Raw genomic sequence first — 16634 nt, 5'->3', positions numbered from 1 at the left:
TATATTGGTGAGTTTCACCATTTCTTTTGGGTGTTACTCTTTCTTTTCCTTTTGTTACCTCCTTTTTTTTGGTGTAAATAACAAAAAAGTATGCACGAAGTGCTACGTTGTTGTATAGAATACAATAAGCAACAAAAGAGAAAGAGAGATGTATGTTTGGATAGTTGTGGAGAATATTCGGCTTTTCTTTCTTTTCTCTGTTGCGGGAGCAACGAACAAAAGAGATTCCTATATCTGTTAGATATTTCTGATAACTGGGGATTAGGAGCATTTTGAATTCTTCTCCTTTGGGTACACCCTATTGGGAAGTTTTTTGTGGTGTGATCCTTCTAGATAGGGGGTTTCTTTTCTTGTTACGTTGTCTCTATTTTGTACAAAAGGAGGGTGTAGGATGACAAAAAAGGGAATGGCCGAATCCATCGTGACCGATTTAGAAATGCTGGCGATCATTCAGCAGCTAGAGTGGACCACGACGGGGCAATTAGCTGCCTATATGGGCGCGTATAGTCGGCGGAGTATCCTGCGTAAACTCGAGCATTTGCGTCCGTATTTGCACAACATTCAAGAGCCATCTCGTCATATTTTTGGACTCAATCGCAAGGGCGGTGCGTTACTGGGGACATCTCATGTCACGATGCTTAGTGGGTTGCAAGACATCTACGATGTCTTATACCGAAATGAAATCTGGGCTTGGTGTGGGTATCCGGCGTGGCAGTGGCAAGAAGAGTTGTTATCTTCTTCGAAACGGGACCCGCTGGTGCCGGCAGCGTATTGGTATGACCGGAAGAAACTGTATATTGTGGAGATCGATACTGGAGAAAATTTGCATTACACACTTTGCAATATGCGCCGGTATGAGGGGCTTGTGAAACATGCAGAAAAAAGGGGGAAGCCTGTACCGCAGGTGTACTATTTTACAAGTGATCGGCAACGTTTGCTTTGGATGGAAGAAGCAATGGGCGGGCATAAGCCGTGGATACAGTGTGTGCAAACGCTCAAAAAAGGAGGAATGTTGGCATGAAACAAGAGAATGGGAATGTGGGACCCCTATTGGTACCGATTATTCCGATTACACCGGCGGAAGAGGCGCAGCTAATCGCGCTGTTTCAACAGTTACAAACAGCGGTTGTCAATTATTTTAATAATCCGACGATATTGCCGAATCAAGCCCTGCAGCAAGCCTGTGATCAGTTATACACGTTTTTACTAAACACGTTTCCCACGGCCGATGGGCGCAATGCGACGCGGTATAGTATGTTTCTGCTGCTTGGCACGAAGGGTGCGTTAGCCAGTTTGACCGCACCGGTTGGACAAATTGCGGAGCTGTTACAGGCACTCTATAACGCATTGTCTGTATTTGTGGCGTCTTTAGTGACATCTTCGCCTGCCATTACGAATCAATTGTTTACGATTTTGACGAATGTAATGGCGGTGACATCGACAGAACTGAACAGCGTACAAGGGGAAACGGGACCACCGGGACCACCAGGCGCACCAGGGGCATTAGGGCCAGCTGGACCAGCAGGGGTACCAGGAGCGCCAGGATTACAGGGACCACCAGGCGTCACTGGACTACAGGGGCAAGAAGGGGACCAAGGACCAGAGGGACCGTCAGGACCACCAGGACCAACTGGGCCGCAAGGGATACAAGGGGCAGAGGGCGACAATGGCGTGACCGGGCCGACAGGGCCTACGGGACCAACTGGGCCTCCAGGACCTACCGGACCGACGGGACCACTTGGCGCAGCAGATACATTGTTCGGGAAGGAACATGGAGGCACTTCCTTTTTGGTGCAACCTAGGAATCCGCACAACAAGCAAGGAGGAAACAGCGATGACAAATGAGCAGAATCATGAAAAAAATGAAAAGCTGGATGCATCCAACATCGTGCCCATGATTACCCCGACTGTTCCGATTACCCCTGCGCAAGAAGCCGCGCTGCTGAACTTATTTGCGAATTTACAAGCGGCGGTTACGAATTATGTGAACAATCCTACGCCAGCTACGCAAGCGCAACTGAAAACAGAACTGGACCTCCTCTACAACTTCTTACTGGATGAATTCCCCACAGCAGATGGCCGAAATGCCACGCGATTTAGTTTGTTTCTCTTACTGGGTACGAGTAATCAATTAAATGGTGTCGCGCAAATCGGGAAAATTTCCAATATGATGCAATCTTTATATAACGCACTTTCCATTTTTGTAGCGGAACTGTTGACATCGAGTGTAGCGGTGAAAAATCAATTGTTTAACACGCTCACGTTTACGGTTACCATTACCTCTCATGTGCCGTCTGGCTCTACTGGACCAACAGGTCCTGCGGGGGCGCAAGGACCACCAGGATCACAGGGGCCAGTGGGTGCCCAAGGAGCAGCCGGACACACAGGACCGCAAGGCGTGCAAGGAGCAGCGGGATCACCGGGGATCAAAGGTGACCCAGGAACGCAGGGGCCACAAGGGGCACAAGGGCCAGCTGGACCAACAGGTATTCCTGGGCCAGAAGGAGACAATGGGGATACTGGACCACAGGGGCCAACTGGGCCGACAGGGGCAACGGGACATACTGGGCCTACGCCTCCTTTGCCGGTGGGGAATGTGTTTGTGACGAACAGCGGAAGTAGCGATGTATCGGTGATAGATGGGACTTCGTTTGAGAAGGTAACGACGATTGCCGTGGGCGCGAGTCCTCGCTATGCGGCGGTGGACGCGGCGAATAACCAAGTGTGGGTGGCGAACAACAGTAGTAACAATGTATCGGTGATAGAGGGATCGTCGTACGCGAAGGTAACGACCATCGCGGTGGGTTCGAATCCTGAAGGTGTGGCGGTGGACGCGGCGAATAACCAGGTGTGGGTGACGAATCAGGTTAGTAACAGCGTATCGGTGATAGACGCATCGTCGTACGCGAAGGTAACGACAATTGTCGTGGGATCGAGTCCTCGCTATGTGGCGGTGGACGCGGCGAATAACCAGGTGTGGGTGACGAACCGCAGCAGTAATAATGTATCAGTGATAGACGCATCGTCGTACGCGAAGGTAACGACCATCGCGGTAGGTTCGAGTCCTCGCTATGCGGCGGTGGACGCGGCGAATAACCAAGTGTGGGTGACGAACTACAGTAGTAACAATGTATCGGTGATAGAGGGATCCACGTACGCGAAGGTAACGACCATCGCGGTGGGTTCGAATCCTGAAGATGTGGCGGTGGACGCGGCGAATAACCAGGTGTGGGTGACGAATCAGGTTAGTAACAGCGTATCGGTGATAGACGCATCGTCGTACGCGAAGGTAACGACCATCGCGGTAGGTTCGAGTCCTTGGGATGTGGCAGTGGACGCAGCGAATAACCAGGTGTGGGTGACGAACTATAATAGTAACAGCGTATCGGTGATAGACGCATCGTCGTACGCGAAGGTAACGACCATCGCGGTGGGCACGAATCCTTACGGTGTGGCAATTAACCCGCCAAGCCTATAAAATCTTTTTATTTCCTGTCGATTTTTGACAGGGGATGGTACATACGCCAATCAGCAATCGAATACGTAACAAGCCATTCTTACAATCATACGTAATATGTTTTGAAAATGTGATAACAGGATTTGGATATAATAATGGGGAAGAGCAAGAGAAAAAACAACAGCAAGCCTCCCCCTCCATATCTTTCGCACACATAATAAGCACCATTTTTATTCCCAATCTATCCATCGTATAACAAGCAACAACATACAGAATGAAAGACCAGTTGTAAGAGCTATATGCACAATAACAATCGCACTTCCAGCGCTAGGGTGAGGAGGAGGGACATTCCCTTGTAGAAAAGAGAAGCACGTGGATGGTACTTTTAGCATTCCAAAACACAAAGGAGCGAGTATGAGGTGTAAATGATATCTCCTGTAAACTGACTGTGATGTAGAATATTGAAAATGCTAACTGATATAGTACAAACAGAGAAACAGCGTCAACCGCACTTTCAGTGCTGGAGGAAAGGGAATCACTTTTCTTGTAGAAAATAGGAGAATGGAAATGTAGGTACGTACCCCGAAAAACACAAGAAACAGATTGTTGTACAGATAACGTATCCTGTAGAATAAGAATGGCATACACAAAGATGCTCATAGAACAACAGGGAGAGCTTGTGTGGAACGAATTTTATTTACTAAAGAGTAGGGGGAGGAACAAGTGAGAAAAATTGGATATGTCAGGGTCAGCTCGGAAGATCAGAACCTAGCAAGACAAATCAAGCAATTACAACAACTAGGAATCGATAAATTGTATCAAGAAAAGGCATCTGGTGCGGACCGTAATCGGCCCAAACTACAGAAGCTCCTGCAAGATTTACAGGAAGGCGATACAGTATGGGTAACTGATTTAACTCGCATTACAAGAAGTACAGCGGAATTGTTTGAGTTAGTGGCGTACATTCAGAAAAAAGGGGCGAATTTACAGTCTGTGAAAGATACCTGGCTGGATTTAACATCCAAAAATCCATATAGTCAATTTCTCCTCACTATCATGTGCGGTGTCAATCAATTAGAAAGAGATTTAATTCGTATGCGCCAGCGGGAAGGAATTGAGCTGGCGAAACGAGAGAGGAAGTACAAGGGTCGAGTAGAAAGATACCATAAAAAGAATCCAAATTTGGAGCAAGCCATCGCTCTCTATGCACAGAAAAAGCTGACGATTCCTCAAATTTGTGAACAGACACAGGTATCAAAATCCACATTGTATCGGAAGTTGCAAATGTTGTCTGTCAAAAGAAGAAACAACGGTTGGCAAATGGATGATTCCATGTAGCGTTCATACGCACAGTGTGAGTTGTTTGGCAAGCAATAACAATGCATGGATAGTTTCAAAATCGAAATGCCTAGTTCATGTAGCTAGGTGTTTTTTATATGGCCATAAATTCTTTATTGAAGTAGAACTTGTCCATTACGTTATGTACAATCCCGTTGAAATAAGCGAATGTCCCCTTCTTCATGTTTACTCCGGATTTCATTTTCATCACAAGCTCTTTGATAGCTTGTAAGCCAATCGTAAGCTCCTGCTCTTTTGTAAATGCGTGTTTCCCTGTTGTATAATTCACAACTCGATTACACTGTCTTACGACCTTCCACAGTTCTTGAATGGTTTTTGAATCACTGTAAAAAGAGCGAACGAAAGAAACGAAACGCTCTGGTACCCAGTGCGCAACGAAATCAGCTTGTTCCATATTTTCTTCAAGTGTATTGGGATTCTCATTCCGATTACGTTTGTTTATATCTTTTATATTTTGTTTTAAGGAAACAGGTTTTGTTTTAATGGTAGGACACTTTGCAGGACATTTTGTATACTCCTTGTCGGACACTTCTTCCACAATCGGTTGAATGATAATCGCATTCGAAGTTTGTAGCATATCTTTTTTTCGCTTCATAGAAACTTGTTTCACTATACCTAGATTCACAAGTTTTTTCATTAAACGTTGTACAGTTTTATAGGAAACTTCCATCATACTAGCAATTGAATTTTTGCATAGGAAACTAACACCTACATATTTGCAGCTGTGGCGTTTTAACATTTCAAGTAGTGTAATGAGTTTAGATTGTACGTCCGTACGCTTAATAGACATGCGGATAGTATCTCTGTATACGCGTATAGTTTTGTTTAATTCTTCTAATTCTATAAATGGTGATAAGTTACGGAATGATTCTTCACTTGCTATAACATCTATGCATTTCTTTTCCATATTATAAGTCTCCTTCTAGGAAACAAAAAAGCAACGTCACCAATAATTTGGTAAACGTTGCTTAATAGACCCTGCATGATGTACAATAACTCATGAGAGTATAGCAAGTGTTTACCTGGTCAGCTCAGGTGAACGGCATAAGAGTGTTGGTAGCACTACTTATACACGCTGTGCTCTTTTGTTTTGTAATTTTTCGTATTTACGTGAACTTTATATGTTTATATTTAAATACAAAAAATCAAGTTATACATAGGCAAACGATCTTTATTGGAAGTTTAAACACGTCAATTGTACACCCGAGGGAAGTTTTTAAAGAAGCCTTCCGTCGTGCAGCAGCCTCTATCATATGTCTTCATAACCATCCCTCAGGAGATCCCACGCCGAGCCGTGAAGATATTGCAGTAACAAAACGCTTAGTAGAATGCGGCCAGATTATCGGAATTGAAGTGCTTGATCATATTATAATAGGTGACCATAAATTCGTGAGTTTAAAGGAAAAAGGTCATATTTAAGACTATGCTTTTTACTTATTTTGTTTTATAATGTGATTTATGAGTTTTTTGTAGAAATTTATCTACAAAAAGGATAAAGATATAAAAAACGTACTGTTTTTATAATATAAAGTAAGAAAAAATGAGTCCGTGAAAACAAGAAAGGAAGATAAATAATATGTTTGGATTTGGTGGATTTACTCGCGATCTTGGAATAGACTTAGGAACTGCGAACACGCTTGTATATGTAAAAGGAAAAGGTGTAGTTTTACGTGAACCTTCAGTAGTTGCGTTACAAACTGATACGAAACAAATCGTTGCTGTAGGTAGCGATGCAAAACAAATGATTGGTCGTACACCAGGGAACGTTGTGGCACTTCGCCCGATGAAAGACGGTGTAATTGCTGATTATGAAACAACTGCAACAATGATGAAATATTACATTCAACAAGCTCAAAAATCAAACGGTTTCTTCTCACGTAAGCCGTATGTAATGGTATGTGTACCATCTGGTATTACAGCTGTAGAAAGACGTGCAGTAATCGATGCGACTCGTCAAGCGGGTGCTCGTGATGCTTATCCTATCGAAGAGCCATTTGCAGCAGCAATTGGTGCAAACTTACCTGTTTGGGAACCAACTGGTAGTATGGTTGTTGATATCGGTGGCGGTACAACAGAAGTTGCAATTATTTCTCTAGGTGGTATTGTAACAAGCCAGTCAGTCCGTGTTGCTGGTGATGATATGGACGATTCAATCATTCAGTACATTAAGAAAAGCTATAACTTAATGATCGGTGAAAGAACAGCTGAAGCATTAAAATTAGAAATTGGTTCTGCAGGCGAGCCAGAAGGTATCGAGCCTATGGAAATTCGCGGTCGTGATTTAGTAAGTGGTTTACCAAAAACAGTACTAATTCAGCCAGAAGAAATTGCAGATGCATTAAAAGATACAGTAGATGCGATTGTAGAATCAGTTAAAAATACGTTAGAAAAAACTCCACCTGAATTAGCGGCTGATATTATGGACCGCGGTATCGTATTAACAGGTGGCGGGGCATTACTACGTAATTTAGATAAAGTAATTAGTGAAGAAACGAAAATGCCAGTTCTTGTTGCAGAAGATCCATTAGATTGCGTAGCAATTGGAACAGGTAAAGCATTAGACAATATCGATCTTTTCAAAACTGCTGCTCGATAATATTGCAAAATAAAAATCAGTGAAATTAAGAGGGTGTGAACGTGCCACAGTTTTTCTTAAACAAAAGATTAATTGTTTTGTTGGTTAGTATTATTCTTCTCGTGGCATTGATTGGAATCTCATTGAAAGAACGGAACAGTTTAACATGGCCAGAGCAGTTTGTTAAAGATACTGTCGGTGTTGTAGAACGTGTATTCCAAAAGCCAGCGAAATACGTAGCTGGATTCTTCGAAAATGTAGAGGATGTAAAGCGCACGTATGAAGAGAATAAAGAATTAAAAGCAAAATTAGATAATTATGCAGGTCTATCAGGGAAAGTAAAACAATTAGAAGATGATAACAAGAAGTTACAAGAGCTAACTGGTAAAAAAGAGTTAAATAGCGGGTATACTGAAATTCCAGCTACTGTTGTTTCTCGTAATCCAGATAAATGGTACGATTTAATTGGAATTGATAAAGGGGCACAGCAAGGAATTAAAAAAGATATGGCTGTAGTAACTTCACAAGGGTTAGTTGGAAGAGTGAAAAGTGTATCTCAGTTTACATCATCAGTAGAATTACTAAGTTCTATGAGCCGAACAAATCGCGTTTCTGCTATTGTACAAGGGCAAGAGAAAATCTTTGGATTGATTGAAGGTTATGACAAAGAAAAGCAATTACTTCTTTTCACAAAGATTGGCTCTGATGCACCGGTAGAGAAAGATCAACTAGTTGTAACATCTGGACTGGGTGATATTTTCCCGAAAGGTCTTGTAATTGGAAAAATCGTTGAAGTTCAGCCGGATGCATATGGCTTAACAAAAACAGCTTATGTAAAACCTGCCGCTGATTTAAATGACGTAGAGCATATTACGGTTGCTAAACGTGCAACACCTTCAGCGCCATTAGAATAGGAGGAGAAGAAGAGATGATGAAGATATTAAAAAGAGCAGCTCTTCCTCTTTTGCTCCTTTTTGTGTTTCTATTTGAAAATATGTTTGCTACTGTTGTTCCAACGGATGTGTTTTGGAAAGACAGCATAGCAGCACCGCATTTCTTTATAATCGTCTTATGTTTTATTACAGTGTATTATAGTCCGGTCCAAGGGATTTATTACGGACTATTATTTGGCTTCTTATTTGATACCGTATACACAGAACTTGTCGGGATATATATTTTTGCTTATCCGATTTTAGCTTATTTAGTATATAGTGTGATGAAAGTACTACAATTGAATTTATTTATTGTTGTTTCTATCATATTAGCTAGCGTTGTAGCACTAGAGTATTATGTGTATGGATTCTTAACTTTATTAGGGCGTACTCATATGCCAGCGTATGTCTTTTTCACAGATCGTCTCCTTCCTACTTTATTGTTAAATGCTATTTTCTTATTGATAGTTTGTTTCCCACTGAGACGATATATAGTGCGTCTTTCAAAAGCGATGGAAGAAAAAGAAAAAAGGATTTTCTAATTTTATGTCGAATTGAATCGGTGGGGTGAACTTTAGTGGAAGAAAAAAAGCAACAAAATGTAACGATAAAAGGGACAAAAGATGGGATAACGCTTCATTTAGATGATTGTTGTTCATTCTCAGAATTATTGATGGAATTAGACGAAAAACTTTCTACACATTACTACGATGGTGATGGGCGCTCTTTAATTGAAGTGCATGTGAAAGTAGGAAATCGTTATTTAACAGAAGTCCAACAAGAAGAGATTCGTACGTTAATTCGTAATAAAAAGAATCTTGTTGTGGATTCAATTGAAAGTGATGTTATCACTAAAGCAGAAGCAATAGCTTGGAAAGAAGAAACAGAAATTGTCCCTATTTCCAAAATTGTTCGCTCTGGACAAGTTTTACATGTAAAAGGAAATTTGTTGTTAATTGGAGATGTTAATCCAGGCGGAACGGTTATCGCTGGGGGGAATATTTTTGTCGTAGGATCATTAAGAGGAATTGCACATGCTGGGTATTATGGGGATTCGGATGCTGTAATCGCTGCATCTGTTATGAACCCGATGCAACTTCGAATTAGTGATGTGGCAATGCGGGCTCCGGAAGAGAAAGAAGACGGAGCGGAGGCGGCAGAATGTGCGTATATTAATGAGAACAATCACATTGTTGTCGATCGCCTGCAACTTCTCACTCATCTTAGACCTAATTTAACAAAGTTAGAAAGGGGAATTGTATAGCTGTGGGAGAGGCAATAGTAATTACATCTGGAAAAGGCGGAGTAGGTAAAACTACTACATCTGCGAACATTGGTACGGCCCTAGCGTTATCTGGAAAGAAAGTGTGCTTAATTGACACAGATATCGGTCTTCGAAATTTAGACGTAGTAATGGGGCTGGAAAATCGTATTGTATTTGATCTTGTTGATGTCGTTGAAGGGCGTTGCCGTTTACCTCAGGCTCTTATTAAAGACAAACGTTTTGATGATCTTTATTTATTACCTGCAGCACAAACGAGTGATAAATCAGCGGTAACACCTGAACAAATGGATGAATTAATACAAGTATTACGTCAAGATTATGATTACATATTAATCGATTGTCCTGCGGGGATTGAGCAGGGATTTAAAAATGCGGTAGCTGGTGCGGATAAAGCAATCGTTGTTACGACTCCAGAAGTATCCTCAATGCGCGATGCGGATCGTATTATTGGGCTTTTAGAAAAAGAGGATATTGAACCACCCAAACTTGTTATTAACCGTGTACGTAGTCATATGCTTCATGAACAGGATATGTTAGATGTTGATGAAATTGTACGTACATTGTCAATCGAGCTTCTTGGTGTTGTCGAAGATGACGATGAAGTTATTCGAGCTACAAATACAGGTGAACCTGTGGCGTTGCAACCAAGCGGAAAAGCAGCGTTGGCTTATCGTAATATTGCAAGACGCTTGTTAGGTGAGAATGTACCATTACAAGCATTTGAACAAGAAAAGGTATCGGTATTTGCAAAGGTGAAAAACTTCTTTGGAATCCGTTAAGAGCACTTCGCACATATGCGAGGTGCTTTCTTTTTTCTTCACACGAATATCTTTCTTTCTTAGCTCATACATATGTACAAACTGTATACAACTGTTTCTAATGAAATTAGCTTAACGAAAGAAAGGAGACAGTATGAAGAATAGACGCGTAGAAGAAATTAAAAAGCGGATTGCAAAAAGGAAGGCCGAGCAAGAAAGGATGGAGGAAGAGCAGTATTTTAACGGAGGGAATTTTGATAGTGAAGCAGTATTTATTGAAGATGGAGAAAAGGAAATGCATCCTTTATTTCGAAAGGAAGTCTTTTTCTTCAAAGTTTTATTATCAGCAATATTAGTTCTTTCGGTTGCTATTTTATATAAGAATGCTCCTTCTTCATTCAATGGAGCTAAAGCTGTTACAGAAAAAGTGATGAAAGAGGAATTTCAGTTTGCTACTGTAGCGAAATGGTACGAAAAGCAATTTGGAAAACCGCTTGTATTCTATTCGCCGAACGAGAAAAAAGAAGGAAGTATTCAGCAAAAAGATTATGCAATTCCTGCTTCTGGAAAGGTAATGCAAGGGTTTCAAAAAAATGGCCAAGGTGTATTTGTCCAAACAGCTACAAATGCAAAAGTGGAGTCAGTAAATGAAGGGTTAGTTGTTTTTGCAGGCAAGAAAGAGGAACTTGGAAATACAGTTCAAATTCAACATGCAGATGGTACGGAGTCATGGTATGCAAACTTAAACGATATGTCAGTGAAATTATATGATTACGTTTCAAAGAAACAAAAAATTGGAACGGTGAGTAATGATACAAATGATAAAAATGGAAAGTTTTATTTCGCGATAAAAAAGAATGAGAAATTTATTGATCCGATCCAGGTGATATCATTTGATTAAATATAGGGACGTTTTAACGAAAATTTCCGTGCATCCATTATTTTGGGTTATTATTGTCATTGGTATTTTTACTGCGCGTTTTAAAGAGTTACTACTGTTATTTTGTATTGTTCTTATTCATGAACTTGGGCATGCTTTTGCAGCAGCACACTATAATTGGCGTATAAAAAGAATTCAGCTTTTGCCGTTTGGTGGCGTTGCCGAGCTTGAGGAACATGGTAATAAGTCATTGAAAGAGGAACTTGTTGTCGTAATTGCAGGACCGATTCAACATGTTTGGATGATGCTGGTAGGTTATATGTTGTTCAAAGCTGGTTGGCTGAATGCAGATTTATATTATTTCTTCATGTGGAATAATATAATTATTTTAGCATTCAATTTACTTCCTATTTGGCCGTTAGATGGCGGGAAAGTATTGTTTAATGTATTATCATATCGTTTCCCTTATTTACAAGCACATGAAAAGATGATGCAATTGTCATGTGTTTTTTTTAGTGTAATATTAGGATGGCAGTTACTTTGGAATAGTAACAATATTATGATGTGGGTACTACTCATATTTTTAGCAGTGTCATTATATCAAGAGTGGAAACAAAGACGGTATGCATTTATGCGTTTTTTATTAGAACGTTATTATGGAAACAAAAGAGGAATCGAAAAGATTGCACCTATTGAAGTGCAAACGGAAGATCGTTTATATACGATTTTCACAAAATTTCGTAGAGGATATAAGCATTCTATTATCGTCCGTGGAAAATATAAAGAGCATTACACATTGGATGAAAATGAATTGCTCTATGCATATTTTACTGAAAAACGAACAACTTCATCAGTTGAAGAATTAATCGGTTAGTGTTGACGATAGCACTAACCTTTTATTATTGTAAAAGCAAAGAAGATTATAAAGTGAGGAAATAATTTTGAAAACGTTATATGTGAATTACGCTGGTTCGGAAAAGCGCGTTGCAATTGAAGAGAAGAAAAAGATTGTTGAGTTTTTATGGAAACGTAATGAAGAGCAAGAGATTGTTGGGCATATTTATGTTGGACGTGTCGTAAGAACAATTGCTGGAATGAATGCAGCTTTTGTAAACATCGGTTTAGAAAAACATGCTTACCTTTCATACGATGATGTACCATCTTCTTATCGTATACATGAAGGGCAAGCGATACTCGTACAAGTTGTGAAAGAGGCAATTGATATGAAAGGGCCTAAATTGACAGCGAATATAGAATTTACCGGGAAATATGTCGTTTATATGCCGTTTGATGAGATGCGCGCTGTTTCTCGAAAAATAAAAAATAATAAAAGAAGACAACAGTTACTCCAAATTGAAATAGAGGGAACGGGGGGATACATTTTCCGTTCTGCTTCTGAAAAAGGAGCAATTGAAGAAATACAAGCTGAAATGCAAGGGTTACAACAGTTGTATGAAGAGTTAAAAAGAAAAGAGGGTCAAGGAAAGGTGCCGTTATTACTTCATCGACCGGCGACCTTTTTAGATCGTGTATTTCAAGAGAACCCAATTGAAACAATTGAAAAAGTAGTTGTAGATACAAGAAGTATAGTAAAGGAATTAGAAGACAAAGTTGGAAAAGAAAAAGTATCTTTTTATAATGAAAAGTCTTCGATGTTTAACTATTTTGGAATAGAGCGTGAGATTGAGAAAGCACTCCAAAAAATTGTTTGGCTTCCAAATGGTGCTTATTTAATTGTAGAACAAATGGAGACGATGACTGTAATTGATGTGAATACGGGCAAGTTTACGGGAAAACAAAATTTACAAGATACAGTACTTCGCACAAATGAGCTAGCCGCTGAAGAAATTGCACGCCAATTAAGACTTCGTGATATTGGTGGTATGATATTAATTGATTTTATTAATATGAAAAAAAGAGAAGATAAAGAAAAGGTAAGAGAATGTCTCATAGCTGCTATGCAAGATGACCGAACATATACAAGGGTGCTCGGCTTTACGGAGCTAGGGATTTTGGAAATGACACGTAAACGTAAAAAGCATTCTTTACGGGACGTATTATTAAAAGAGTGTGTACCTTGCAAAGCGACGGGTTATGTGATGTCGCATGAAACAATTGCGTATGAGTTAGAGAGAGAACTAATCACATATGGCAATATAGAAGATGAAGCAGTATTAATCGCTGCGCCTAAAGAACTGCAAAAACAGTTTTTGCAAAAAGAATTACAAAAAAATATTCCATTTGAAATTTATTTCAAAGATGATATTATCGAAAAGTATGCTATCGTTCGTTTTGGAAGTAAAAAAGAAATTGTAGAACGGAAAAAATAGTTAGCAGAACATTTATTGACAACCGTCTATGATTCATGATAACATCTTTATGTTATAGTTTATAGCACCTAAACGGCTATATGCTACAACCGCACAAGACAGGTTCCCTAAAGGCATTTATGTCTACCTCGTTTTTGGCGAGTCTTAGTAATTAAGAGGAGGTGCAAGTATGTACGCAATTATCGAAACAGGTGGAAAACAAATTAAAGTTGAAGCTGGTCAAGCAATCTACATTGAAAAATTAGATGTTGAAGCTGGTGAAACTGTTACTTTTGACAAAGTTCTTTTCGTTGGTGGCGAAAACGTTAAAGTTGGTAGCCCAGTTGTAGAAGGTGCAACAGTTACTGCGAAAGTTGAAAAACAAGGTCGCGCTAAGAAAATCATCGTTTTCAAATACAAAGCGAAAAAGAACAATCGTAAGAAACAAGGTCATCGTCAACCTTACACTAAGCTAGTTGTTGAAGCTATCAACGCTTAATTCTGGTTAACATGATTAAAATTACGATAAGTCGCACGAAATTAGGAAGTATCCAATCATTTAAAATGACTGGACATGCCGATTATGCGCCACATGGACAAGACCTTGTCTGTGCTGGAACTACAGCGGTTGTGTTTGGTTCTATAAATGCAGTGGAAGAACTTTGTAATGTGCAAGCAACTATTGAACTCGGAAGTGATGGCGGATTCTTAACGTATGAATTGCCTAATGATTTAGACGTTCATGCAGCAGAAAAAGCACAAACGCTTTTAGAAGGATTAGTTGTTTCGCTTAAGACGATCGAACTTGATTACGGAAAGTATATCCGTTTAATAGAAAAAGTGCAGGAGGTGTAACGTATGTTAAGATTAGATCTTCAGTTTTTCGCATCTAAGAAAGGTGTAGGTAGTACAAAGAACGGTCGTGACTCTCAGTCAAAACGTCTTGGTGCTAAACGCGCAGATGGTCAAACGGTTACAGGTGGTTCAATTCTTTACCGTCAACGCGGTACAAAAATTTATCCAGGTGTTAACGTTGGTCGTGGTGGCGATGACACTTTATACGCGAAAGTTGACGGCGTAGTACGCTTTGAGCGTCTTGGTCGTGACCGCAAACAAGTGAGCGTATATCCTGTTGCTCAAGAAGCATAAGAACTCACGGAAAACTCTAACCTGAGTGCAGGTTAGAGTTTTTCTATATTAAGGGGTATCTAAATGAATGAAAAATGGACAATTATAGATGCATTGCGCCATTCAAGACATGATTGGCTCAATCGTATGCAGATGGTGAAAGGAAACCTTTCCCTTGGAAAAGTGGAAGAAATTCATAGTCTCATCGATCGTTTTGTCCAAGAAGCGAGACAAGAATCCAATCTGATGGGGCTATCAATGCCTTTATTTTCAGAGTGGATTTTAACATATAATTGGAAACAGCAGCCGTGCTTATTGGAGTACGAAGTATTAGGGAAATTACATAACTTATCTCACTTAGATGAGACTGTATGTACATGGACGAATCAATTTTTCTCGATGCTTCAGCATAGTTTAGACGTATATGTTGAAAATTATGTTTGTATCACAATTGAATGTGACGCGGATAATGCTCGTTTCTTTTTTGATTTTCGTGGTAAGCTAACGAGTGTAGAAGAACTACAGAATTGGCTTGCGACCCAAAACAATAAATGGTATTCCATTTCTTATACAGTGCGAGACGAAGAAGTCTCAGTTATATTACAACCAATTGAAAAAAGTGTGGTGAAATAATGTTTGTAGATCAGGTCAAGATATATGTAAAAGGCGGCGACGGTGGTAATGGTATGGTTGCGTATCGTCGTGAAAAGTATGTACCAAAAGGTGGCCCAGCAGGTGGCGACGGAGGTAAAGGTGCAGATGTTGTTTTCGTAGTTGAGGAAGGCTTACGTACATTAATGGACTTCCGCTACCAACGTCATTTCAAAGCTGATCGCGGTCAGCACGGAATGAGTAAAGGTCAGCACGGACGTAAATCTGAAGATTTACTTGTAAAGGTTCCGCCAGGAACAGTAGTAAAAGATGAAAAAACTGGTCAAATTCTTGCCGATTTAGTAACGCATGGACAAACTGCTGTAATTGCAAAAGGTGGCCGTGGTGGCCGTGGTAACTCACGTTTCGCAACAGCTACGAACCCAGCGCCAGAAATCGCTGAGAACGGGGAACCAGGTCAAGAGCGTGATGTTATTCTAGAACTTAAAGTACTAGCAGACGTTGGACTTGTTGGATTCCCAAGTGTAGGTAAATCTACATTATTATCTGTTGTATCATCAGCGCGTCCGAAAATTGCAGAGTATCACTTCACAACAATCGTTCCGAATCTTGGTGTTGTTGAAACTGGTGATAACCGCAGCTTCGTTATGGCTGACCTTCCAGGACTAATTGAAGGCGCACATGCTGGCGTCGGACTTGGACACCAATTCTTACGTCATATTGAGCGTACACGTGTAATCGTGCATGTTATTGATATGTCTGGTTTAGAAGGCCGTGATCCATATGAAGATTACGTAACGATTAATAATGAATTGAAAGAATACAATCTTCGCTTAACTGAGCGTCCGCAAGTTGTTGTTGCAAACAAAATGGATATGCCAGATGCAGAAGAAAACTTACAAGCATTTAAAGAGAAAGTGGGAGACGAAGTAAAAATCTTCCCAATCTCAGCTGTAACAAGACAAGGTGTTCGTGACTTACTGTTTGAAGTAGCGAACTTAATAGAAACAACACCAGAATTCCCAATACATGAAGTTGCGGATGAGTCTGATACAAGTGTAATGTACAAATTTGATACTGAAGGTGTTAAATTTGAAATTACACGTGAAAGTGATGGCACGTTTGTTATCTCTGGTTACGATATCGAGAAAACATTCAAGATGACAGACTTCTCACGTGATGAATCTGTACGTCGTTTCGCTCGTCAAATGCGCGGAATGGGTATTGATGAAGCGCTTCGTGCACGTGGTGCAAAAGACGGAGATATTGTAAAAATTCTTGAATATGAATTTGAATTTATCGATTAAGACTGCCGAAATACGGCAGTCTTTTTTATATC

The 16634-nt window shown here is 40.3% G+C and carries 18 protein-coding genes, 1 pseudogene and 1 other annotated feature; of the genes and pseudogenes, 18 read left to right on the top strand and 1 reads right to left on the bottom strand.

Annotated features, from left to right (window positions below):
- Positions 1–391 precede the first annotated feature (391 nt).
- The 4 genes from MHH55_RS16405 (at position 392) to MHH55_RS16390 (ending at position 4795) form a co-directional block, all read left to right on the top strand.
- Entirely contained in the window at positions 392–1021 is a 630-nt protein-coding gene (locus MHH55_RS16405) for a hypothetical protein (protein ID WP_078186709.1), read from the top strand.
- Positions 1018–1845, top strand: a complete 828-nt coding sequence (locus MHH55_RS16400; RefSeq protein WP_078186710.1) for a collagen-like repeat preface domain-containing protein — start codon at positions 1018–1020, stop codon at positions 1843–1845. Before MHH55_RS16405 ends, MHH55_RS16400 begins: the two co-directional genes overlap by 4 nt.
- The gene (locus MHH55_RS16395) at positions 1835–3478 is read left to right on the top strand and encodes a virginiamycin B lyase family protein (protein ID WP_176116576.1); all 1644 of its coding nucleotides are present in this window, start codon (positions 1835–1837) and stop codon (positions 3476–3478) included. Before MHH55_RS16400 ends, MHH55_RS16395 begins: the two co-directional genes overlap by 11 nt.
- 702 nt (positions 3479–4180) lie before the next feature.
- Positions 4181–4795 carry a recombinase family protein gene (locus MHH55_RS16390; RefSeq protein ID WP_078186492.1) on the top strand — a complete coding sequence of 205 codons (615 nt, stop codon included), beginning with the start codon at positions 4181–4183 and terminating at the stop codon, positions 4793–4795.
- A gap of 94 nt (positions 4796–4889) precedes the next feature.
- On the opposite strand, the gene MHH55_RS16385 is transcribed toward MHH55_RS16390, so the two are convergent.
- Positions 4890–5723, bottom strand: a complete 834-nt coding sequence (locus MHH55_RS16385; protein ID WP_078186493.1) for a cytosolic protein — start codon at positions 5721–5723, stop codon at positions 4890–4892.
- A 206-nt stretch (positions 5724–5929) separates the two neighbouring features.
- On the opposite strand from MHH55_RS16385, the pseudogene radC reads away from it, so the two are divergent.
- The 14 genes and pseudogenes from radC to obgE all read left to right on the top strand — a co-directional run.
- A pseudogene (radC, locus tag MHH55_RS16380) lies at positions 5930–6235 on the top strand (RadC family protein); the annotation flags it as partial.
- A gap of 157 nt (positions 6236–6392) precedes the next feature.
- The gene (gene mreB / locus MHH55_RS16375; protein WP_000466736.1) at positions 6393–7412 is read left to right on the top strand and encodes a cell shape-determining protein MreB; all 1020 of its coding nucleotides are present in this window, start codon (positions 6393–6395) and stop codon (positions 7410–7412) included.
- Positions 7413–7453: 41 nt separating this feature from the next.
- Entirely contained in the window at positions 7454–8305 is an 852-nt protein-coding gene (gene mreC, locus MHH55_RS16370; protein WP_001135488.1) for a rod shape-determining protein MreC, read from the top strand.
- 14 nt (positions 8306–8319) lie between these two features.
- Positions 8320–8865, top strand: a complete 546-nt coding sequence (gene mreD / locus MHH55_RS16365; RefSeq protein ID WP_078186494.1) for a rod shape-determining protein MreD — start codon at positions 8320–8322, stop codon at positions 8863–8865.
- 35 nt (positions 8866–8900) lie between these two features.
- Entirely contained in the window at positions 8901–9587 is a 687-nt protein-coding gene (minC, locus tag MHH55_RS16360; RefSeq protein WP_000391521.1) for a septum site-determining protein MinC, read from the top strand.
- A 2-nt stretch (positions 9588–9589) separates the two neighbouring features.
- Positions 9590–10387, top strand: a complete 798-nt coding sequence (gene minD / locus MHH55_RS16355) for a septum site-determining protein MinD (protein ID WP_000503309.1) — start codon at positions 9590–9592, stop codon at positions 10385–10387.
- A 133-nt stretch (positions 10388–10520) separates the two neighbouring features.
- Entirely contained in the window at positions 10521–11267 is a 747-nt protein-coding gene (gene spoIVFA / locus MHH55_RS16350; RefSeq protein WP_000797471.1) for a stage IV sporulation protein SpoIVFA, read from the top strand.
- Entirely contained in the window at positions 11260–12120 is an 861-nt protein-coding gene (spoIVFB, locus tag MHH55_RS16345; protein WP_000599058.1) for a stage IV sporulation intramembrane metalloprotease SpoIVFB, read from the top strand. Before spoIVFA ends, spoIVFB begins: the two co-directional genes overlap by 8 nt.
- A 67-nt stretch (positions 12121–12187) precedes the next feature.
- Positions 12188–13576, top strand: coding sequence for an Rne/Rng family ribonuclease (locus MHH55_RS16340; RefSeq protein WP_078186495.1), 1389 nt, complete (start codon positions 12188–12190; stop codon positions 13574–13576).
- Between the two features lie 77 nt (positions 13577–13653).
- Positions 13654–13731, top strand: a sequence feature (ribosomal protein L21 leader region).
- Between the two features lie 14 nt (positions 13732–13745).
- Positions 13746–14054, top strand: a complete 309-nt coding sequence (gene rplU, locus MHH55_RS16335) for a 50S ribosomal protein L21 (RefSeq protein ID WP_000270907.1) — start codon at positions 13746–13748, stop codon at positions 14052–14054.
- 11 nt (positions 14055–14065) lie between these two features.
- Positions 14066–14410, top strand: a complete 345-nt coding sequence (locus tag MHH55_RS16330; protein ID WP_001973720.1) for a ribosomal-processing cysteine protease Prp — start codon at positions 14066–14068, stop codon at positions 14408–14410.
- A gap of 3 nt (positions 14411–14413) precedes the next feature.
- Positions 14414–14704, top strand: coding sequence for a 50S ribosomal protein L27 (gene rpmA / locus MHH55_RS16325; RefSeq protein WP_000944958.1), 291 nt, complete (start codon positions 14414–14416; stop codon positions 14702–14704).
- Positions 14705–14767: 63 nt separating this feature from the next.
- Positions 14768–15316, top strand: a complete 549-nt coding sequence (locus tag MHH55_RS16320; RefSeq protein WP_001003584.1) for a sporulation initiation phosphotransferase B — start codon at positions 14768–14770, stop codon at positions 15314–15316.
- Positions 15316–16602, top strand: coding sequence for a GTPase ObgE (obgE, locus tag MHH55_RS16315; RefSeq protein WP_000497128.1), 1287 nt, complete (start codon positions 15316–15318; stop codon positions 16600–16602). The genes MHH55_RS16320 and obgE overlap by 1 nt, the downstream gene beginning before the upstream one ends.
- The last annotated feature ends 32 nt before the right edge of the window (positions 16603–16634 follow it).

Source organism: Bacillus sp. FSL K6-2944 (genome assembly GCF_038005385.1).
GTDB lineage: Bacteria > Bacillota > Bacilli > Bacillales > Bacillaceae_G > Bacillus_A > Bacillus_A cereus.
Note: the sequence above shows the minus strand (reverse complement) of the source record. Positions and strands in the feature narration are given on the sequence as shown.

What these genes read in the sequence shown, in the direction of transcription:
- mreD (WP_078186494.1), top strand. Translation starts at nt 8,320, where the DNA reads ATGATGAAGATATTAAAAAGAGCAGCTCTTCCTCTTTTGCTCCTTTTT.
- rplU (WP_000270907.1), top strand. Translation starts at nt 13,746, where the DNA reads ATGTACGCAATTATCGAAACAGGTGGAAAACAAATTAAAGTTGAAGCT.
- MHH55_RS16330 (WP_001973720.1), top strand. Translation starts at nt 14,066, where the DNA reads ATGATTAAAATTACGATAAGTCGCACGAAATTAGGAAGTATCCAATCA.
- mreB (WP_000466736.1), top strand. Translation starts at nt 6,393, where the DNA reads ATGTTTGGATTTGGTGGATTTACTCGCGATCTTGGAATAGACTTAGGA.
- spoIVFA (WP_000797471.1), top strand. Translation starts at nt 10,521, where the DNA reads ATGAAGAATAGACGCGTAGAAGAAATTAAAAAGCGGATTGCAAAAAGG.
- MHH55_RS16320 (WP_001003584.1), top strand. Translation starts at nt 14,768, where the DNA reads ATGAATGAAAAATGGACAATTATAGATGCATTGCGCCATTCAAGACAT.
- MHH55_RS16400 (WP_078186710.1), top strand. Translation starts at nt 1,018, where the DNA reads ATGAAACAAGAGAATGGGAATGTGGGACCCCTATTGGTACCGATTATT.
- obgE (WP_000497128.1), top strand. Translation starts at nt 15,316, where the DNA reads ATGTTTGTAGATCAGGTCAAGATATATGTAAAAGGCGGCGACGGTGGT.
- rpmA (WP_000944958.1), top strand. Translation starts at nt 14,414, where the DNA reads ATGTTAAGATTAGATCTTCAGTTTTTCGCATCTAAGAAAGGTGTAGGT.
- MHH55_RS16395 (WP_176116576.1), top strand. Translation starts at nt 1,835, where the DNA reads ATGACAAATGAGCAGAATCATGAAAAAAATGAAAAGCTGGATGCATCC.
- MHH55_RS16385 (WP_078186493.1), bottom strand. Translation starts at nt 5,723, where the DNA reads ATGGAAAAGAAATGCATAGATGTTATAGCAAGTGAAGAATCATTCCGT.
- MHH55_RS16405 (WP_078186709.1), top strand. Translation starts at nt 392, where the DNA reads ATGACAAAAAAGGGAATGGCCGAATCCATCGTGACCGATTTAGAAATG.